This is a genomic window from Pseudoalteromonas sp. 2CM37A (assembly GCF_023161885.1).
GTDB classification, from domain to species: domain Bacteria; phylum Pseudomonadota; class Gammaproteobacteria; order Enterobacterales; family Alteromonadaceae; genus Pseudoalteromonas; species Pseudoalteromonas atlantica.
Map to the genome: position 1 here is coordinate 469,196 of NZ_JALNTJ010000004.1, position 20,160 is coordinate 489,355.

General features: G+C 40.8%; 21 protein-coding genes. 5 read left to right on the forward strand and 16 right to left on the reverse strand.

Going from position 1 to position 20,160, the window contains the following annotated elements; all coding sequences use genetic code 11:
- Nucleotides 1-26 precede the first annotated feature (26 nt).
- Genes MTF68_RS12190 through argC form a run of 4 tightly spaced genes read right to left on the reverse strand, consistent with a single transcriptional unit; the run spans nt 27 to nt 3,943 of the window.
- The gene (locus MTF68_RS12190; protein ID WP_004588532.1) at nt 27-1,229 is read right to left on the reverse strand and encodes an argininosuccinate synthase; all 1,203 of its coding nucleotides are present in this window, start codon (nt 1,227-1,229) and stop codon (nt 27-29) included.
- On the reverse strand, nt 1,226-2,158 hold the full coding sequence (locus MTF68_RS12195) for an ornithine carbamoyltransferase (protein ID WP_024034341.1): 933 nt from the start codon (nt 2,156-2,158) through the stop codon (nt 1,226-1,228). The genes MTF68_RS12190 and MTF68_RS12195 overlap by 4 nt, the downstream gene beginning before the upstream one ends.
- 7 nt (nt 2,159-2,165) lie before the next feature.
- Nucleotides 2,166-2,933 carry an acetylglutamate kinase gene (gene argB, locus MTF68_RS12200; RefSeq protein ID WP_024034342.1) on the reverse strand — a complete coding sequence of 256 codons (768 nt, stop codon included), beginning with the start codon at nt 2,931-2,933 and terminating at the stop codon, nt 2,166-2,168.
- On the reverse strand, nt 2,933-3,943 hold the full coding sequence (gene argC / locus MTF68_RS12205; RefSeq protein ID WP_096042143.1) for an N-acetyl-gamma-glutamyl-phosphate reductase: 1,011 nt from the start codon (nt 3,941-3,943) through the stop codon (nt 2,933-2,935). The genes argB and argC overlap by 1 nt, the downstream gene beginning before the upstream one ends.
- Nucleotides 3,944-4,161: 218 nt before the next feature.
- Here argC and argE point away from each other — a divergent pair, with 218 nt between their 5' ends.
- Nucleotides 4,162-5,313 (forward strand): acetylornithine deacetylase, encoded by a 1,152-nt coding sequence (argE, locus tag MTF68_RS12210; protein ID WP_248462654.1) that lies wholly within the window; start codon nt 4,162-4,164, stop codon nt 5,311-5,313.
- 79 nt (nt 5,314-5,392) lie between these two features.
- Here the strand turns inward: argE and panP are convergent, their stop codons facing one another.
- Entirely contained in the window at nt 5,393-7,021 is a 1,629-nt protein-coding gene (gene panP / locus MTF68_RS12215; RefSeq protein WP_248462656.1) for a pyridoxal-dependent aspartate 1-decarboxylase PanP, read from the reverse strand.
- Between the two features lie 274 nt (nt 7,022-7,295).
- On the opposite strand from panP, the gene MTF68_RS12220 reads away from it, so the two are divergent.
- Nucleotides 7,296-9,176, forward strand: a complete 1,881-nt coding sequence (locus MTF68_RS12220) for a GGDEF domain-containing protein (RefSeq protein ID WP_248462658.1) — start codon at nt 7,296-7,298, stop codon at nt 9,174-9,176.
- On the opposite strand, the gene MTF68_RS12225 is transcribed toward MTF68_RS12220, so the two are convergent.
- From MTF68_RS12225 to folB, 8 genes are all read right to left on the reverse strand, one after another.
- On the reverse strand, nt 9,173-9,838 hold the full coding sequence (locus MTF68_RS12225; RefSeq protein WP_054983169.1) for an SAM-dependent methyltransferase: 666 nt from the start codon (nt 9,836-9,838) through the stop codon (nt 9,173-9,175). The genes MTF68_RS12220 and MTF68_RS12225 overlap by 4 nt on opposite strands.
- Nucleotides 9,838-10,605 carry an ABC transporter permease gene (locus MTF68_RS12230; protein ID WP_004588540.1) on the reverse strand — a complete coding sequence of 256 codons (768 nt, stop codon included), beginning with the start codon at nt 10,603-10,605 and terminating at the stop codon, nt 9,838-9,840. Before MTF68_RS12230 ends, MTF68_RS12225 begins: the two co-directional genes overlap by 1 nt.
- Entirely contained in the window at nt 10,606-11,535 is a 930-nt protein-coding gene (locus tag MTF68_RS12235) for an ABC transporter ATP-binding protein (protein WP_004588541.1), read from the reverse strand.
- Nucleotides 11,535-12,155 carry a flavin prenyltransferase UbiX gene (locus MTF68_RS12240; protein ID WP_004588542.1) on the reverse strand — a complete coding sequence of 207 codons (621 nt, stop codon included), beginning with the start codon at nt 12,153-12,155 and terminating at the stop codon, nt 11,535-11,537. Before MTF68_RS12240 ends, MTF68_RS12235 begins: the two co-directional genes overlap by 1 nt.
- Nucleotide 12,156: 1 nt before the next feature.
- The gene (gene mpl / locus MTF68_RS12245) at nt 12,157-13,512 is read right to left on the reverse strand and encodes a UDP-N-acetylmuramate:L-alanyl-gamma-D-glutamyl-meso-diaminopimelate ligase (RefSeq protein ID WP_248462660.1); all 1,356 of its coding nucleotides are present in this window, start codon (nt 13,510-13,512) and stop codon (nt 12,157-12,159) included.
- Between the two features lie 175 nt (nt 13,513-13,687).
- Nucleotides 13,688-14,488 carry an undecaprenyl-diphosphate phosphatase gene (locus tag MTF68_RS12250; RefSeq protein WP_004588544.1) on the reverse strand — a complete coding sequence of 267 codons (801 nt, stop codon included), beginning with the start codon at nt 14,486-14,488 and terminating at the stop codon, nt 13,688-13,690.
- Nucleotides 14,485-14,973, reverse strand: a complete 489-nt coding sequence (gene folK, locus MTF68_RS12255) for a 2-amino-4-hydroxy-6-hydroxymethyldihydropteridine diphosphokinase (RefSeq protein WP_055252923.1) — start codon at nt 14,971-14,973, stop codon at nt 14,485-14,487. Before folK ends, MTF68_RS12250 begins: the two co-directional genes overlap by 4 nt.
- Nucleotides 14,974-15,333, reverse strand: a complete 360-nt coding sequence (gene folB, locus MTF68_RS12260; protein ID WP_004588546.1) for a dihydroneopterin aldolase — start codon at nt 15,331-15,333, stop codon at nt 14,974-14,976.
- A gap of 230 nt (nt 15,334-15,563) precedes the next feature.
- On the opposite strand from folB, the gene plsY reads away from it, so the two are divergent.
- Nucleotides 15,564-16,172: a glycerol-3-phosphate 1-O-acyltransferase PlsY gene (plsY, locus tag MTF68_RS12265; RefSeq protein ID WP_138578361.1), complete on the forward strand. Its 609-nt coding sequence runs from the start codon at nt 15,564-15,566 to the stop codon at nt 16,170-16,172.
- Between the two features lie 9 nt (nt 16,173-16,181).
- Here plsY and tsaD read toward each other — a convergent pair whose 3' ends face one another.
- The 3 genes from tsaD to MTF68_RS12280 all read right to left on the reverse strand — a co-directional run bounded on the left by tsaD (nt 16,182) and on the right by MTF68_RS12280 (nt 18,301).
- A complete protein-coding gene (gene tsaD / locus MTF68_RS12270) occupies nt 16,182-17,195 on the reverse strand; it encodes a tRNA (adenosine(37)-N6)-threonylcarbamoyltransferase complex transferase subunit TsaD (RefSeq protein ID WP_248442934.1) in 1,014 nt (337 codons plus the stop codon).
- A 172-nt stretch (nt 17,196-17,367) separates the two neighbouring features.
- Nucleotides 17,368-17,958, reverse strand: coding sequence for a YjaG family protein (locus tag MTF68_RS12275; protein ID WP_248462662.1), 591 nt, complete (start codon nt 17,956-17,958; stop codon nt 17,368-17,370).
- Complete coding sequence (locus MTF68_RS12280) at nt 17,942-18,301, reverse strand: DUF2007 domain-containing protein (RefSeq protein WP_248462664.1); 360 nt, start codon at nt 18,299-18,301, stop codon at nt 17,942-17,944. The genes MTF68_RS12275 and MTF68_RS12280 overlap by 17 nt, the downstream gene beginning before the upstream one ends.
- A gap of 83 nt (nt 18,302-18,384) precedes the next feature.
- Here MTF68_RS12280 and MTF68_RS12285 point away from each other — a divergent pair, with 83 nt between their 5' ends.
- Together MTF68_RS12285 and MTF68_RS12290 are read left to right on the forward strand one after the other, a co-directional pair.
- A complete protein-coding gene (locus MTF68_RS12285; protein ID WP_096740037.1) occupies nt 18,385-18,822 on the forward strand; it encodes a DUF2721 domain-containing protein in 438 nt (145 codons plus the stop codon).
- A 446-nt stretch (nt 18,823-19,268) separates the two neighbouring features.
- Nucleotides 19,269-20,153, forward strand: coding sequence for a LysR family transcriptional regulator (locus tag MTF68_RS12290; protein ID WP_096042148.1), 885 nt, complete (start codon nt 19,269-19,271; stop codon nt 20,151-20,153).
- Nucleotides 20,154-20,160: the final 7 nt, after the last annotated feature.

Below are 20,160 nucleotides of genomic sequence, written 5' to 3' on the forward strand. Positions count from 1 at the left end.
CCCTTATACAAGGGGCTATAAATAATTTACTTTTTAGCCATTGCTGAAATTCTGCTCGAAAGCGAGAATAAACGAATAAAGCCTTCAGCATGTGACTGGTCATATACGTCGTCTTCACCAAATGTAGCAAAGTCTTCGCTGTATAAGCTATTAGGTGATTTTTTCTGAACGGCTGTCACTTGGCCTTTGTAAAGCTTAAGTACAACTTCACCCGTTGCTAGTGTAGAAAGTGCTTCTGCACCGGCTAAAATAGAATCTTTTAGAGGTGTAAACCAACGACCATCATAAACTAAGTGCGAAAACTCACCGCCCAGTACTTCTTTCCACTTACGGCTTGATTTATCAAGCACTAGCTCGTCAATGGCTTGCAGTGCCGCCATAATAACGGTACCGCCTGGTGTTTCGTAACAGCCGCGCGATTTCATGCCTACTAAACGGTTTTCTACAATATCTACACGGCCAACACCATGTGGCGCAGCAATGTCGTTTAATTTAACTAAACAGTCGTAAGGCTTAAGCTGTTCGCCATTTACGGCAACCACTTCACCCTCAATAACCGTAAGCGTTACATGCTCAGCTTTATCGGGTGCTTGTTCTGGTGAATTAGTCCAGGTCCAAACTTGGTCACTAGGCTCACACCATGGATCTTCAAGCTCGCCGCCTTCGTGCGAAATATGCCATGCGTTAGCATCACGGCTGTAAATTTTTGTTGCTGAAGCAGAACACGGAATATCACGCTCAGCCAAGTAATCTAATAATGATTCACGGCTTGATAAATCCCACTCACGCCATGGTGCAATTACTTTTAAATCGGGTGCAAGCGCTGCAAAACATGATTCAAAACGTACTTGGTCATTACCTTTACCAGTACAACCATGCGAAAGTGCATCGGCACCTACTTTACGTGCAATTTCAACTTGCGCTTTAGCAATAATAGGACGCGCCATAGACGTACCTAATAAATAAGTACCTTCGTAAATAGAACCCGTTTTAAGCGTTGGGTAAATGTACTCACTTACCATTTCATCTTTTAAGTCAACTACGTAACACTCAGATGCGCCTGATGCGATGGCTTTTTCTTCAACGCCTTCAAGCTCTTCAGCGCCTTGGCCTACATCGGCAACAAAGGCAATTACTTCACAACCGTAGTTTTCTTTTAACCATGGCACGATAGCTGAAGTATCAAGACCACCTGAATAGGCTAAAACGACTTTTTTAATTGAACTCATAGGTGTTCCTTAACAAAATTTGGATTTAGTAATGTAACTAGCAGAGCATTTTGCGCATGCATGCGATTTTCTGCTTGTTGAATAATTTTTGATGCTGGGCCATCCATTACCTCAGAGGTAATTTCAAACTCACGGTGTGCCGGTTGGCAATGTAATACCGTAGTCGCACCTGTTTGTTCTAGCAATGCTTGGTTTAGCTGATATGGCATGTATTTTTCTTTAACTTGCTCAAGAGGCGTATCATCACCCATAGACACCCACGTATCTGCATATACCACATTAGCGCCTACAGCGGCTTCTACACGGTCGCTTACCATTACTGATGCGCCGTTCATTGCAGCAATTTGCTCTGCCTTTTTAAGAATTTGCGAATCAGGCGAGCTGCCTTTTGGTGTAACAGCAACAAAATCAGTACCTAGCGTTGCCGCTAATAGCATAAGTGAATGAGTAACGTTGTTACCTTCACCTAAGTAAGCCACTTTTAGCTCACTCACATCGCCGTGTACTTCTTGTAGCGTTAAAAAATCAGCCAATGCCTGGCACGGGTGATATAAATCACACAAGCTATTCACGACAGGTACACTAGAGTATTCACCTAAGGTGGTTAACGTGCTGTGCTGGTTTACGCGCGCTACAATTCCATCAGCCCACGTAGAAATATTAAGTGCAAAGTCTTTTACAGATTCACGTGCCCCCATAGCGCCGTTTTGCTGATCTAAATACACAGCGTGGCCGCCTAAACGGTTAATACCAATATCAAACGATAAACGCGTACGTAAACTTTGCTTTTCAAATAAGGTAACAATTGACTTACCCGCTAATACTTGGCTGTACTTTTCTGGCTTTGCTTTTAAATCACGCGCTAGTTTTAGTAAATTTAGTGCGCCTTGTTGGTCTAATTCTAGACCCGTTAAAAAATTCTCTAACATGATAACCCTATGGTGTAATTTTTGTTCCAACATGCTCGCCCTGTAGCAAAGCAGTTAAATTGTCTGGCTTTTGCCAGCTGGAAATATACACACCGCGTCGTAAATGTTGGGCAGCGTGCAGGCTGGTCTTAACTTTGACCTCCATTCCGCCCAAAATTACCCCTTCATCAATTAAAGTATCAATGTGTTTTGTGTCAAGTTGATGTAACGGCTGCTTGTTTGCATCAAGTACCGCTTCTACATCTGTCATAAAAATAAGTTCTGCATTTAAGTTGCTAGCAATCGCTGCGGCAGCTTCATCAGCATTAACGTTATACCAGTTACCTTGCTCATCAAACCCAATAGAGCTCACGATAGGTAACCGACCAAGCTTAAGTAAATCGTTAACAATTGAATCATCATTACTTTCGCACTTACCTACTTGCCCAAGCGCTTTTAACTTTTGAGACGCCATAACTCCGGCTTCATACAAACAAAGGCCAACAGGTTTATGGCCTGCATTAATAGCTTGGCTTACCAGCTGCTTATTTGCACAGCCAGCCAGCGCCCCCACTATGTAAGGCATTTGCTCACTTGGGCTAATACGCAGCCCTTGGTGCTTTGCACTAGCAAAGCCTGCTTGTTTTAGCCAAGTGTCAACTAACGAGCCACCACCATGAACAATAACAAACTGATTATTTTGATCAGCGCTTAATACGTCAAACAAAGCTTTTGCCGCGTTTTCTGTATTAAGTACAGCACCACCTAATTTAATTACCCACGTTTTAGTGCTCATTAAAAGGCTCCTTTTAAGCCAGTGGTGTGATCTAAATTCATTGATAAGTTAATACATTGCAAGGCTTGGCCCGCAGCGCCTTTTAATAGATTATCTATCGCTGCCATAACAATCAGTTGAGAGCCTTGCTGCTGCCAACCAATATCAACATACGGTTGTTTTACCACGCTTTTAATAGATGGCACTTTATCAGCTAACAAACGAATCAACGGCTCGTTCTTAAGTACTTGATAAGCATCAGATACGTTTTCCTTGGTAACGCCTGGCTTAAGCTGTACATAAATAGTTTCTAAAATTCCACGCGGAAAATTACCTAAGTGCGGTGTAAATAACACCTTGTGGCCAAGGTGTTGTTCAATTTCAGGCCCATGACGATGGTTAAATAAACCATACGGGGCAAGCGATACTTCACAAAAATGAGTACCTACGCTGGCTTTACGCCCTGCGCCAGTAACACCTGAAACAGCATTAATAATCACTTTTTCATCACTCAACAAGCCTGCCTGTTGCAACGGCTTTAATGCATTAAGCGCAGCGGTTGGGTAACAGCCGGCTACTGCCACAAGATTTGCATTGGCAATTGCACTGCTATTCCATTCGGCTAACCCGTAGGCTGCTTCGTTTAACAACTCAGGATGTTGGTGCTCAAAACCATAGTAAGTAACATAGTCGTCGTTGTTAGCAAGGCGGTAACCACCTGATAGGTCAAATACTTTTTTACCCATTGCTAAAAACTGCGGGGCTAAATCAACACTTACTTTGTGATCAGTACATAAGCAGATGTAATCGGCACTCGAATTTATGTCATCAAACGCTGATTCGCTCAGTGGTAGTAGAGGAATATCAAGAAGATTTCTATGCTCTGGGTATAAATCACTTAATAATTTATGTTTATCTAAACTTCCCTCAGAGACATAACAGCCCGATAACGTTAAATTAGGGTGCTTAGCAACTAAGCTTGCTAATTCTGCGCCGCTATAACCGCTTGCGCCAATAATCGCTACATTCATTTGTTACTCGTTTATAAATTTACTACTAAATAGGTGTGGTGTTCGCTTACACTAGCTTAGATGCTAGCTAATACTTTTCTCAATGAATTGTTGATTATCGTCGCATTATCTTCATGGCTATACTTAATATATTTATGCTTAAAAAGTGAATTGATATTCATCATAAATACTTTTATATTGTTATGCAATTAAATTGAATAATTATTTTGGATTTTTTTATGTCTTTGCCGTCATTTATCTCTATGTACCAACAACTCATTGCAGCCCCCTCTATTAGTGCAATAGAAGATGAACTTTGTATGAGTAATAAAGGGGTAATAGAGTTGCTAGCACGTTGGTGCGAAAGTTTAGGTTTTACTTGCGAAATTATAGAGTTAGAAGGTGGGAAAGGCCGATACAATCTACTTGCAAAGCGGGGGCAAGGCGATGGCGGCTTAATGCTTGCAGGCCATACAGACACCGTACCGTTTGACGATAGCCGCTGGAACCACGACCCGTTTAAACTCACTGAACATAATAATAACTTATATGGGTTAGGTAGTATTGATATGAAAGGCTTTTTTGCTTTTGTATTACAAGCTATTAGTGAGCTTGATATAAAACAGCAAACACAACCTATTTTAATACTCGCCACTGCCGATGAAGAAACCACCATGGCGGGAGCGCAGCAAATTTGTAAGCATCCTAATTTAAAACCTGCGCGTTGTATTATTGGTGAACCTACTGATATGACTCCTGTATTTACTCACAAAGGACATATGAGCACGGCTATAAAAGTGATTGGCCGCTCAGGTCATAGTTCCGATCCCGAACGTGGTCTTAACGCCATCGAAGTCATGCATAAAGTGATTACAAAATTGCTGATCTTAAAAGAGCAGTTAAAGAATAAATATTCAGTTGAACATTTTGAAATACCTTACCCTACCTTAAATTTAGGTAATATTCATGGTGGCGACAACGCAAATCGAATTTGTGGCTGCTGCGAAATGCATATAGACATGCGTCCGCTCCCAGGGTTAAGCATTAAAGACTTACAAGCTTTACTTATTGATGCCACCAGCGATATAAACGCGCAATACCCAAGCGCAGTGAGCGTAATTGATTTACACGAGCCCATTCCAGCTTTTAGTGGCAGCACTGATAGCGCACTCGTTAAAATGGCAGAAAAAATTGCAGGAGAAAAAGCCGTTGCAGTAAATTATTGCACAGAAGCTCCGTTTATTCAGCAACTTGGCTGTGAAACACTAGTCATGGGGCCAGGCTCAATTAATCAAGCCCACCAACCTGATGAATTTTTAGCAATGGAGAAAATAAACCCATCGCAAAAAATTATAACTGACATTATTAGGGCAAACTGCTTTAACGCTTAAAAAGAAGACTGTATTAAAACTCACAGCAAAAATAACAAAGGCGCCCATTGGCGCCTTTGTTTTAGTTTATACCTAGGCGTTACTGCATATACTTACTTAAGTACTTTTTAAATACAGGGTCTGTTTTAGCAAGCTCTTTTTGCTCAGCTAAAATCTCTTTTAATATAACACCCGATGTGAGCGGATTAGCCAATACCACTCTAAATACCACCGTCGGCTGATTATCGTACTTTGAAGGGGTTAAGCGAGTACGCGATACAAACGAGCGTCCTGATTCACGTTGGCGTTTTTGCATACTGGCAGTAAAGCGATTGAGCGACGCGAAAATTTCTAACCGTGTTGCGGCATCTGCTTGGGCTATGGCTTGTTTAATTTGTTTAGGCACATAGCGGTATGTAAGCAAACACAGCTCAGGCTCTGAAATCAGCTCAAAGTCTTCATCGGCTTTAATTAAATCAGCAAAGTAATGTGCTTTTTTAATACTACGATCAATAAGCATTTCGTAGCCTTTGCGGCCAATAACGCGTAAGCAAGCATGTACTAACATAGCCATACCTGGGCGGCTGCCTTCAAGTGTATGGCTTCCTAAATCTTTTGAACCTTTACGTAATATGTACTCTGCATGGTGCTCTATTGCATCCGTAGCGGTTGGGTCTTTAAATAACACCAAGCCTGCGCCCATTGGCACATACATTTGTTTGTGTGCATCAATGGTAATTGAATCTGCGCGCTCAATTCCTTTTAATAATGGGCGATGCGTTTGCGATAAAAGCGTTGCCCCACCCCACGCTGCATCAACGTGAAAATGGCAGTTTATTTGCTGCGCTAAATCGGCCATATCATCAAGAGGGTCGATATTACCGGTCTCGGTTGTGCCAGCAACCCCTACAATTGCCATAACTTTTATGCCTTGCGATTCAAGCTCTAAAGCTTTTTCGCGCATGGCATTCACATCAACCTTGTTATTTTCGCAGGTTTTTACACCAATTAAATTTTCACGGCCGATGCCTAGTAAGTCAATTGATTTACCTAAAGAGTAATGCCCTCGCTCCGACACTAAAACGGCCAGCCCTTTGTAGCCATAATGCAGCATACCGGCTACGAGCCCTTGAGTGGCAATACCTTTAAAGCTGCCGTCGGGTTTTAATAAGCGGTTACGCGCAATCCACAATGCCGTTATGTTTGCAACTGTACCACCGGAACAAAAAGCACCGAGTGATGTTTTAGCACTGTGCATCCATTTAGAATAAAACGACTCATCTTGCGAGTAAGCTAAATGATGCATCATGCCTAGCACTTGGCGCTCTAGGGGCGTAAATGCTTTTGAGGTTTCTATTTTTACTAGGTTTTGATTAAGTCCCACCATCAATTTTGAAAGCGGTAGTAAAAAATGCGGAAGAGCCGATGTCATATGCCCAATAAAGCTAGGCGCAGCCGTGTGTACCGAATGGGCAACTAGCTGCTCCATAATATCTTGGGCGTAAGCAGATACAAACGTTGGGTTTTCTGGGATCACCGCAGCCTGAAAATCTTTTTCAATTTCGTGTAATGGTTTTTCAATTGCCGCTATATTTTCGTTTAAAAACCCTGCTAAATTACTCGAAATTTCAAGCTCAATTTTGCTTAAAGTTGAGTCTGGCGCTTCAGGTACAGTAAATATACGCTTAAGGCTTTCTTTAGAGGCGACGGCACAACGCTTTTGATCCATCTTTATACCTAGTGTGTGTAGCTAAAACACGCGTTTAACAGTTAAAAATGCCAAACTATGGCGCTATTATAAGCGGCGTGCTTCTTTTAAAAATTGCGCTAACTTTACTGCAATATAAGTAAAATGTCTCCCTTTAAGCCATAAAAGCGACTAAACGGATGACAAATATTGTAAAAAAATTTCAATAATAGGATTTTATTAAAAAGTCACATTTTAGTTTTGGGCAAATTGCATTTATGCGTATACTTAATATGTGTAACAATAAGGGACAAGTATGCTCACAGGGAAATTAAAAGGGAAGTGGTTTATAGCTGGCTTTACATTGTTTTTGGTCAGTTTATTAGTCTATGTTTATTACACCTATAGCTCAGCGCGTAGCGAAATAATGCACGCTGTCGATGAGCGCCTTCTAAATGCCGCCACCAGCGTAAAACATATCTTAGGGCAAAGTTACCACGATAGAATTAGCCAAGGTTACGATATTGGTTTTTCGGTTTACCAAACTAAAAGCAAACAACTCTCAGAGCTTGCGCAAGCGCTTGATATAGCTTACGTCTATTCGATGATCATGCGCGATAACAAAGTTTACTTTACCTCATCCAGCTACACTAAAGACGATCAAGAAAACGCACGTGTTACACAATTTCTTGATTTATACCCAGAGGCCACCGACATTAACAGGGGCGCGTTTTATTCTACCGAGCCTGTTTTTGAGCAATCTAGCGACCAATGGGGTGATTTTAAAACTGTTTTTATTCCCTTTGTAGATAAATATGGTACCACCTACATTACGGGTGCCGACATAACCTTAGATGATTTAAATAAAAAGCTTCAATACAGCGTCACTAAAGCCATAATAACGGCGTGTTTTTTCTTTTTTATTGCGGTACTGGTTGCAGCTATTTATATATATTTGTTAAAGCGTACCCTAGCAACAGATGCCAGTACGGGCTTTGCCAATCATATTGCGCTTGAGTACTTTATCAAAAAGAGTAATTCACACCACATGCAGCTTGCCATTATTTGGGTGAACGAAATTGAAGATATTAATAGCTTTTATGGCACTCAAGTTGGCGACAACGTAATGAAAAACTTGCTCAGTCATTATCAAAGTCGCAGCCCGCAAAGCTGTAAGGTGTATCGCCTTGCTACTAATAAAATTGCCGTACTTACCCCTAAAAGCTTTAAAAGCAGCGAACTGAGCGATTTAGTTGAGTCGTATAACGCAAACAGCCCTGTATTAACAAACCCATTTATTTATATAACTTACTGCGCAGGTATCGCCAGTGGTAATAAATCACTACTGATTGAAAACGCGCACATTGCAACGCTTCAGGCTAAACACGGCCGCGGTAAGGTTGTTAGCTACTCAAAAGTAATGAGCGATGTAAAAAACCAGTATCAATACAATGTAAGCCTTGCCAAAGAGGTTCAAGAAGCATTTGATAACAACCGCATAGTGCCTTATTTTCAGGCTATGTTTAACACCACCAATAATGAAGTTGTACATTACGAATGCTTAGCCAGAATGGTGACTAAAAATGGCGAAATTTTAAAACCCGACTCATTTTTAAATGTAGTGAGCCGCTCAAGAATGGGCGGACTGCTAACGCGCACGCTATTTAGCCAGTGTATAGAGCGGTTTAGAAAAACAGATATATGCTGGAGCTTAAATATCAGCGATAAAGATATACTCGACCCTAGTTTGAGTGAATACATTGCTAGCGAGCTTAAGCGCTACCCGCACCCAGAAAACATAACGCTTGGCCTTTTAGAGTCACACGCTATTACTAATTTTTTAGAGGTTAAAACGTTTATTTCTATGGTAAAAACCAAAGGGGTGAATGTCATTATTACTGGTTTTGGTAGTGGTTATTCAAATATTTCGAATGCGCTAAAGCTTGAAGTAAACGGTATAAAACTCGACGGCGCATTAGTAAAACAAGCAGTAAGTGATGAAAATATAGCCTTATTTATTGAGCATACAGTTCATGCTGCAAAGCAACTTAGTTTAACGCTCATGGCAGAATCGGTAGAAAATGTAAGTATTGAAAATGCGCTTAAAAATGTAGATGTGGCGCTGATGCAAGGCAATTACTTTGCTTACCCAGCGCCACATGTTAACTCATCAAGCCAAGAGGAAGTGGCAGTTTAAAGATCTATCACTAAACGATGGCTTTGTTGGCCGCTGGCCCAGTATTTACGCTCAAACGGAGTAATTGCTTCGTTTGACTCATACAGCGTTACCTCACAAGGATGACCCGTTAGTTCAAGCGCTCTGGCAAACTCTTTTACATAAATATCCCAGTTACTGCGCACCTCTAAGCGACCACCTAGCTTAACAATAAACGGAAAAATAGCCGCGCCGTGCCACCTACGCTGGATATGCTTAGATTTAGGCCATGGGTTAGGATAAAGCAAATAATGATGAGTAGGCTGCCAATTAGCAGCCACAGCTAAACGCCAAAAGTCATTTAAGTCAGCTTGGACCAAAATGTACTGGCCGCTGTCTGTTTGTTTATATTCAACATCGTGCTTATCTAAGCGATGTGACGATTTATCAATACCAATAATTAATGCATCTGGGTGGCGCTTAGCTAAATTAGCCGAGCTCTCCCCTACTCCACAACATGAGTCTATAATAAGCGGTCCATTAAAAGCTTGAACCTGCTCATTGACTTCATCGAACGCTTGTTGAGTGTGTTCAGCAATAGGCTTTTTAAACTCTGCGTTTAAATGCTTGTTAACGATTTCATCAAGCTTTTCGTGTATACCCGCCTGATTAGATACAATACTGCGTGAATTTGCATCGCTCATTAATGTCTAAGCCCCACACCTTTTTTAATTAACGTTAGCGCTAAAGTAAATAGCACCGTAATAAATACTAATATAACGCCAAGCGCGACACTTAAATCAACATCCGACACGCCTAAAAAGCCATAACGAAACGCATTAACCATATAAATAATTGGGTTTATTTGCGATACATTTTGCCAAAACTCTGGCAGTAGCGTAATTGAATAAAATACGCCGCCTAAGTATGTTAGTGGCGTTAAAATAAAGGTTGGGATAATACTAATATCGTCAAAACTATTGGCGTAAATAGCGTTAATTAAACCACCTAGTGCAAACACCGCTGAGGTTAAAATTACCGTTGCCATAATTACAAATATATTGTGTATTTGAATATCCACAAACAACAGCGATACACAGGTAACAATAAAGCCCACCATCATGCCGCGGGTCATACCGCCGCCCATATAACCAAGTACAATTATGTAATTAGGCACAGGCGCAACCAATAGCTCTTCAATACTTTTTTGAAACTTGGTTGAATAAAAACTAGAAGCAACATTAGAATATGAGTTGGTAATAACCGACATCATTATTAGCCCCGGAACAATAAATTCCATGTAGCTAAAACCACCCATTTCACCAATACGTGAGCCAATTAAATTACCAAAAATAACAAAGTATAAACTCATCGTAATCGCCGGCGGTACTAAGGTTTGCACCCAAATACGTAAAAAACGAATACACTCTTTAATCCATAAACTCTTTAAGGCTACGCCATATTTAAACATTTATTCGCCCCGCCCTTGCTCTAGTAATCCTACAAATAACTCTTCTAATCTGTTTGCTTTATTACGCATACTCAAAACAGTGTTACCTTGCTCGGTTAGCGCGCTGAAAACTGCATTTAACCCTTGAGATTTAGCCACTTCAACTTCTATGGTGTGCTCATCAGGCATGCTAAACGAGTACCCCTCAAGGGTGACTGGCTGTGCTGGCTGTTTTAAATCAAGCACAAAGGTTTCTTTATCAAGCTTAGCTAGTAACGCTTTTATAGTGGTGTTTTCAACAATACGACCAGTATCAATAATCGCGATGTTTTTACATAAAAGCTCAGCTTCTTCAAGGTAATGCGTGGTTAAAATAATCGTTACGCCTTGCTCATTAATTTGGCGTAAAAAGTCCCACATTGAGCGGCGCAGCTCTATATCAACCCCTGCTGTGGGTTCATCTAATATTAGTAGCTTTGGCTCATGCATTAATGCACGGGCAATCATTAAACGGCGTTTCATGCCCCCAGAAAGCGTACGTGCTTGCTTGTCTTTTTTTTCTAATAAGCCAAGCTGAGTTAAATATTTATCGGCACGCTTATGCGCTTCTGCGCGAGTAACACCGTAGTAGCCTGCTTGATTTACCAATATTTGGCCAAGCGTTTCAAACTGACTAAAGTTAAACTCTTGTGGCACAAGGCCTAAATGCGCTTTAGCAGCTTCAAGGTCGGTATCGATGTTGTGACCAAACACTTCCACCTTACCTTGTGTTTTATTTACCAAGGACGATATAACACCAATAGTGGTCGACTTACCGGCACCATTTGGGCCAAGTAAGGCAAAAAAGTCGCCTTCAAAAACTTGTAAATCAACACCTTTCACGGCCTCTACACCGTTTTTATAAACCTTGGTCAGGCCTTCTATATTTAAAGCAACATTTTGCTTATTCATTATTTACCCTCACCATAACCCCAACGTTTAGTTAGGTTATGTTCAATGTTTAAATGATCTAAAATTCGCGCCACCATAAAATCAACTAAGTCTTCAATACGTTGTGGCTTGTGATAAAAGCCAGGCGCAGCGGGCATAATAGTGACCCCTAAACGCGCAAGCTTTAACATATTCTCAAGGTGAATTTCGCTAAAGGGAGTTTCGCGTGGCACTAAAATTAATTGCCCTCGCTCTTTAATAACCACATCGGCTGCACGCTCGAGTAGGTTATCTGATGCACCGAGCGCAATAGCAGACACAGACCCTGCACTGCACGGGCATACTACCATTTTTTTAGGGGCTGCAGAGCCTGAAGCTACAGGGCTAAACCAGTTATCTTTACCGAATACTTTTAACTGCTCTGGCTTGGCATTAAATAAAGCGCTTAACTGCTCGGTTGCTTTATCTTCATTAGCTGAGAGTTTAATGTTTGACTCTGTATCTAGCACCACACGCGCAGCACTTGATATAAGTACATACACTTGAAATTGCTGCGCGAGTAATACTTCAAGCAATCTTAAACCGTAAGGCGCGCCTGAAGCACCACTAAACGCCAGTGTAATTTTATCTTTAAACTGCACATTATTCTCCGCTGTATTTTTTAGCTAAACCATCAACTAAGTGTTGATGTAAGCCATTAAAACCGCCATTGCTCATAATTAATATGTGCTGATTTGGCATTATATTTTCAAGCACAGTGTCAATAATCATTTGCGTACTATTAAAACACTGCATACCGGCATTATCGGCTTGCGATTTAAGAGACCAATTTAGGTTATCGGGCTCAAATAACAGCACGTCATCGGCATCACTTAACGAAGCAAGTAGCGTATTTTGATGTACACCCATCTTCATGGTGTTTGAGCGAGGCTCTAAAATAGCAATAATTTTTTCATCACCCACTTTTGCTCGTAACCCCGCAAGCGTAGTTTTTATGGCTGTTGGGTGGTGCGCAAAATCGTCGTACACCTTAATGTTATTTATGTCGGCTTTAAGCTCCATACGCCGTTTAGGGCTAATAAACTCTTCAAGCGCTGCAATGCTATGCTCAACGGCTATACCTACGTGGCGCGCTGCCGCGATAGCCATAATGGCATTTTTAACATTATGCTCGCCTATTGCTTGCCAATTAACCGTACCTTGAAGTTCATTGTTTAAAAGCACATTAAATTGGCTGCCATCAGCGCTTAACAAGTCATAATGCCAATCACCATTTAGGGTTTCACTTTCGCTCCAGAGCCCTTGCTTAATAACATCATCAAGTGCGATATCGTCTTTTGGCCAAATTACCTTGCCAGTATGAGGTAATGTACGCATTAAGTGATGAAATTGTTTTTTTATTGCGTTTAAATCGTCAAAAATATCGGCGTGGTCAAACTCAAGGTTATTTAAAATGAGCGTACGTGGTAAGTAATGCACAAATTTACTGCGCTTATCAAAAAAAGCGGTATCGTATTCATCCGCTTCTATTACAAAAAATGGGGTTTCGCCCACTTTCGCTGACACACCAAAGTTTTGAACTATGCCACCAATTAAAAACCCGGGTTTTAAACCTGCATACTCTAAAATCCACGCCAGCATGCTTGCTGTGGTGGTTTTGCCATGTGTGCCTGCCACCGCAAGTACCCAAGCATTTTGCAATAGGTTGTGTTTAAGCCACTCTGGCCCCGATGTATACGGCAAGCCCTTATCTAATACATACTCTACACAGGGGTTACCTCGGCTCATTACATTACCAATAACCACCATGTCTGGCTTTGGCTCTAACTGTTTTACGTCGTAACCTTGGGTTAGCTCAATGCCCAGCTGCTCAAGTTGAGTGCTCATCGGCGGGTAAACATTTTGATCAGAGCCCGTCACTTTATGGCCAAGCGATTTAGCAATAGCCGCTATACCGCCCATAAAGGTGCCGCAAATGCCTAATATATGAATATGCATAACTTTTTAAATCCTTTCGTACTTCGCACGTCTGTGAAGTTTAATGGCGCTATAATGCCAAATTTTAGGCTTCGTGACTATGCGCGTCTCGTCAATTCACTGATGCTAAAACAGCGTTAATAAAATAAAAAAGCCCTCTTACCTAAGTAAGAGGGCTTGCTGGTAATAAGCTAAATTACAGCGTTAAAAATACAATTAAGCCTACGCCAAGTAAAAGTCTGTAAATTACAAACGGCAGCATGCCCATTCGTTCTATCACTTTTAAAAACATGAAAATACAGGCGTACGCCGATAAAAACGAAAGGACTACACCTAAAATTAATGTGCTCCAATCAACCACATGATCGCCTAAAGCCAGCTCTATCGTGTAGTAAAGACCCATCATAGAAATAATAGGTATAGCGAGTAAAAACGAAAAACGCGCTGCGCTTTGTTTGTTCATGCCCAGCAATAAACCCGCTGTCATGGTAATGCCAGAGCGAGAGGTACCTGGGATCATAGCCACCGCTTGAGCAAAGCCAATAAGCAGCGCTGTTTTCCAGTTAAGCTGATAAATTGTTTTCATTTGCTTACCTTTGGCATCGGCGTACCAAAGTAATAAACCAAAAATAATAGTCGTAGCTGCTATAACCCACGCACTGCGCAGGTACAGCTCAACAACGTCTTTTAGCAATAAGCCTAATAACGCAGCAGGTACAGTGCCCAATATAATCCACCAGCCAAGTTTACTGTCGTCGGTGGTGCCTTGGGCGCCAAACGATTTAAACCAGGCGCTAAGAATATCAGCCACTTCTTTACGAAAATAAATAACAACCGCTATTAACGTACCAACATGCACAGCCACATCAAAAGCAAGGCCTTGGTCTTCCCATCCCAAAATTTGCGAAGGTAAAATTAAGTGAGCTGAGCTCGAAATAGGTAAAAACTCAGTAAATCCTTGTATCAGGGCTAAAATAATTATTTCTAAAATACTCATGGGTTAGAAAACTCCACCTTCCATAGTTTTTGTTGAGGGTTGTTATACGCACTCCATAGCGCAGCAATAGTTTGCTTAGCAACGGGGTGATAAAAATTGGGGGCGACTTCACAAAGAGGCTGAAGTACAAAAGCGTTTTTGGTAATTTCATCGCGAGGTAATTGTGCAGGCGAGTCGCAAATAACGTCATCGTAAAAGAGCAGATCTAAATCTAATGTACGGGGGCTAAATTTTTTATCATCCGCTTTACGCCCGTTATCTCGCTCTATTTGTTTTAATAACTTACAAACACGCTCAAGCGGCATTGATGTGGTAGCAGCCACCACCGAGTTATAAAAGTTATTACCTTTAAACCCTACTGCTTCGCTTTCAAAAACAGATGAATGCACAATATCTGTAAAGTGTTGCTCAAGTGCATCAAGCGCACAGCGAATATAATGCGCTTTATTTATATTTGAGCCTAAGCTGATATAAATTTGCGCCATTTAGCTCATAGCCTTTGTGCGTGTTATTTCTACACCTACGGTGTTTGCTTGCGCTACAGCGGCCGGTTTGCTCACTCTAATTGTTACTTGTGGTGTATTAAATTCGGTTAATATAATAGTTGCTAGTTGCTCTACTAAGGTTTCAAGTAACTCAACCGGCTTAGCCGTAGTGTGCTCAATCACTCGCTCGCTTACTTTTGCATAATCGAGTGCTAAATTAATGTCATCATTTGCTGCTGCAGGCTTTATATCGCTGAGCATTTCAATATCAAAATAAAGGCTTTGTTTACTTTCTTTTTCAAAGTCGTACACTCCAATAATTGTGTCGACGTGTAGTTGAGATATAAAAACCTTATCCATTGATACTCCAAATAACTATAAGCACTCTCAAAGCATACAATGCATTGATTAAATTAATACTGTATATGCTTTAAGCAGTGTTTAAATATGTAAAAATTACTTCTACAATAGCCAAATAGCTAGATTAACTGCAAAATACAGCAGTTAATAATTTTCACGATAAATTGTGCCGCCAATAATAGCGTAAAAGTGCTATCGATGGGTATAGCAATTAAAAAATAAGGGACTTTGTGTTAGCCATTTTACTGTTTGTTTTAGCCTACTTATTAGGGTCGATTTCATCGGCTATATTAGTGTCTCGGCTATTCAAACTGCCAGACCCTCGCAGCAGCGGTTCAAATAACCCAGGTGCCACCAATGTGTATCGTTTAGGTGGAGCCTTTCCTGCGTGCTTAGTATTAGTGTTTGATATTTTAAAAGGCACCATCCCCGTATGGGGGGCGTATTTTTTAGACCTAACGCCTTTAGCACTTGGTTTGGTCGCTGTTGCCGCGTGCTTAGGGCATATGTACCCACTATTTTTTAGTTTTAAAGGCGGAAAAGCGGTAGCCACTGCGTTTGGTTCTTTATTGCCGATTGGTTTATCACTGGCGGGGCTATTAATAAGTACCTGGATTATTGTGGTTGCTATTACGCGCTTTTCTTCATTAGGCGCTTTGGTCACGGTGTCGCTTGCTCCACTGTATACGTGGTTGATTAAACCGCTTTACACCCTACCGGTAACCTTTATTACCGTGCTAATTATATTTCGTCATCGCACTAATATTATGCGCCTTTTTAAAGGTGAAGAACCAAAAGTGGGCGCCAAAAAAGCACCCACTAATGAAAAAAATCAATAATTATTGATGCTAAATCGCTTCTAAGCTGTCTATTGGCCAACGCGGTTTGGTTTTCATGTCGAGTGTGGCGAACTGGCCTGCTTTTAAGCGCTGCATACCAGCATAGGCAATCATTGCGCCATTATCAGTACAAAACTCAGTACGTGGGTAGTAAACCTGTCCTTTCATCCCTTGCATAACACGCTCAAGCTGTAAGCGCAGCTGTGTATTTGCACTTACTCCGCCGGCAATCACTAAACGTTTTATCCCAGTTTGTTTTAGAGCACGCTTACACTTAATAACCAATGTATCAATCACTGCTGTTTGAAACGCATGGGCGATATCTGCTTTGGTTTGTGCGTCATCATCATTTTCGCGAATCGCTATAGAAGCCGCTGTTTTTAAGCCACTAAAGCTAAAATCAAGGCCTGGCTTATCCGTCATAGGGCGTGGAAAAACAAACCGTTTTGCAACACCTTGCTCAGCCATTTTAGCTAGTCGAGGGCCGCCTGGGTAATCAAGCCCTAGCAGTTTAGCTGTTTTATCAAATGCTTCACCTGCGGCATCATCAACAGATTCACCCAATACTTCGTACTGGCCTATACCGGCTACTTTTACCATCATGGTATGGCCGCCCGACACTAGCAAAGCAATAAAGGGAAACTCAGGCACGTTTTCTTCAAGCATAGGAGCAAGTAAATGCCCTTCCATATGATGCACGGCAACAGCTGGAATATCCCAGCCATAGGCTAAAGAGCGGCCAATAGAGGTGCCTACTAATAACGCCCCGACTAAACCAGGGCCTGCGGTGTATGCAATGCCATCTAAATCTTCTGGGCCACAACTGGCTTGAGCAAACGCAGCGTCAATAAGTGGCAGGGTTTTACGAACGTGATCGCGCGATGCAAGCTCAGGTACAACACCGCCATAATCTGCATGTACTTTTACTTGGCTGTATAACTGGTGAGCCAATAAGCCTTTTTCATCATCGTAAATTGCAATACCGGTTTCATCACACGATGACTCAATGCCTAAAATTCGCACTTTACTTCTCCTGCCTTTATTTACTGCTTAACCTGCACTGTGGTTAAGAGATTTACACACATATTTAAAACTATTTAATTTTATCATTCTCTAGCTAAGGTTTTTACTAAGTTCAACGTAATAAACGCTAAAAATTGCTAGAGAGCAATTAACCACAGTTAATTAATTACAACTATAACGCCAAACCAATATTGGTTTGTCCATCTGCAACGGCCTGCTTTTTAAGTGCCTTAACGTTTTCTGAAGTCACTCGGCCCATATTTTCTACAAAGTCGATTAGCTCACTCAAAACTTCAATTTCGTATTGCATTAATCGGTGTTCTCGTACGGCTTTATTGTCAGCCACTTCACCTTCAACCGTCATTTGGTATTCAATAAAACGCGCCACTGTTGCTTGCGATATTTTACTAACGCTTATAAATTCTTGCTCGTCTTGCCCCATCAAGCCGTGCATTAGGCTCAAAAGCGACGTTGCAGCGTCTATTGCAGGGTAAGTACCAAACATATCAAAGTCGGCAAGTTCAGGTACATTTGGCTCAATTTTTTCTACTTGTTTTTCGAGATCTATTTTACTTTTTGGTAGTAATATTTTTTCCCAGCAAACATTTAACGCACTGCGTAATAAGGCTTCATCACCAAAACCGGTGGCTTCACTAAATAAACCATAATTAGGTAACATACGCTCAATTAAAGCACTTGCTAACACCGCTTTTTGTAAGTAGTTTAGCTCTCTAATACGTTGAAAGTTATTCGCTTTTGTCATTTCTTAACGTCTCACATGACCAACAAAAATCAAATGTTGATCCATTATGCTCATTACAGTTAGGGCATACCCAATCTGGAGCGGATTGTTTTACTTGTTGGTAGTTTACCAATATTTCGCGCGCGTGGCGCTCTTTTATCGAATAAACCTGCACACGTACTTGGGTTTGTTCAAATGGGATTTCGCCTAAGGCGCCTTGAAGCATTTCACCTTGAATTTGGCACTCAATTCCCGCGCTTAATAACAGCCCTTTGATTATATTTGCATCTAATGTGTTATCTGCTTTGTAGAGCGTTACCCACTGAAAAGCTTGCTGAGTACTATGAGTATTAATATTTTGCAATTATCACCTCAATTATTTTGTGTTTACAATATCCTACGATACTCTACTAAAGTGTATAGCAGGTAACTTTTTAGGATAAAACAATGACACTTACTACCCCAGGTTTACTTTTTCCAGCAATCTCACTGTTGCTGCTTGCTTACACAAACCGCTTTTTAGTACTAGCGCAATTAATCCGAGAATTAAATTCACGAGAAGGTGAATCTATTCGCCCCGTTGTTGTGGCTCAAATAACAAACTTAAGAAAGCGCATTAAGCTAATACGTACCATGCAAGTGTATGGGGTGGCCTCTTTTTTATTGTGTACGCTATCAATGTTTGCCTTATTTATAGAATTTAATACCACAGGCATTATTTTGTTTGGGGTGAGCTTAGCGTGCTTAAGCCTTTCGTTATTAACATCGTTATTTGAAATTCATATTTCGTGCGACGCCATAGAAATAGAGCTACAAAGTATTGAAGACAAACCCTTAAGTAACCGCATTACTAAAAACTTTACTAACAAAAGTAATAAGCCTTAGCGGCTTATTTTTCTAAAATCTTAAACAATAATAAAGCGATGGCATAACCTAAAACTATAAGCGTTTATGCCTCACTTCATTACAAATCACTACGTAGGATTTTCCTATAGCCTTTTTTCTGGCATACTTTTTTATTAATTAATGCTAAATTATGTCTAAAGTATTACTTTTAAAAGCATCAAAGCGCCTAAGTCATTGTATTTGTTCTTACTTGCTAACATAGCTTAGTTTTAAATAGAGTAATAAATCACTATAAATAAGCCTAATTGGTAATACTTTTAAATGCGTCTTCTCTTTAAATAATACTAAAAGAGGGATATGCTGAGGCAAATATGTCATAAATTTGCAAACACAGTTACATATTAGGCTTCGCTTTTTGAAAGCTCGAATCTAATATTATTGATGTTCGCGGCACACGCGACTTACTTATAAAAAGGGACTATAAAGTGAGATTTGAACAGTTAGAACAATTTGTAGCGCTTGGTGTGTTACGCCACTTCAGACAAGCAGCCGAACAAACTCAAATTAGCACATCAGCGCTAACGCGCAGCATTCAAACCCTAGAAGACGAAATGGGGTACGAACTGGTGAAACGCTCAACACGTTCAGTAAAGTTAACACCCGAAGGCGAGCTATTCCTTGATTACGCCAAAAACACCCTTGCCGAACTTGAGCATACAAAAAAACGAATTTCTCAATCGGTTAACGGCAATACTGACGAAAAGTTAGTCATTGGCTATACCAACAAAGCCAGCAGTGTAGTGCCTATCTCATGCGGGCAATTTTTAGCACAATACCCCCATGTAAAAATAGAAATGCAATTGCAAGAGCAGCACGAACTTGCACGCAAACTGCAAGAGGGCGAGATTGATATCAGTGTTTATTCGCAGGCAATTAACAGCATCGGCAGCGACATACACCTGCCAGACCAACTGGTATTGTTTGTTTCTAAACATCATCCGTTAGCAAATAAAAGCGATATCAGCAAACACGATTTAGATAGCTACCCTATGTACGGCTGTTTTTCTCAGTCTAAACAAGTACAAAGCATGCTTAACGAAGCCATCGATATGCTCAATAAATCGGCTAGCATTAAGGTAGGCAGCATTGAGCAAGTAATGTCAGGGCTGGTTAAATCAGATCACTTTGCTATTGCAAGTATTGAACACGCGAGCACTCTTGCAGAGCACACAGAGCTTGTACAGCTAAAAACAAATAAAGACTTAAGTCACGAACAACTTGTTATACAAACAAGCCAACAAGCAGCAGTTAGCGAACACATTGACCATTTATTATCTCTTATCAAAAAAGCATCTACGACTATTACTTAAGCCAAGA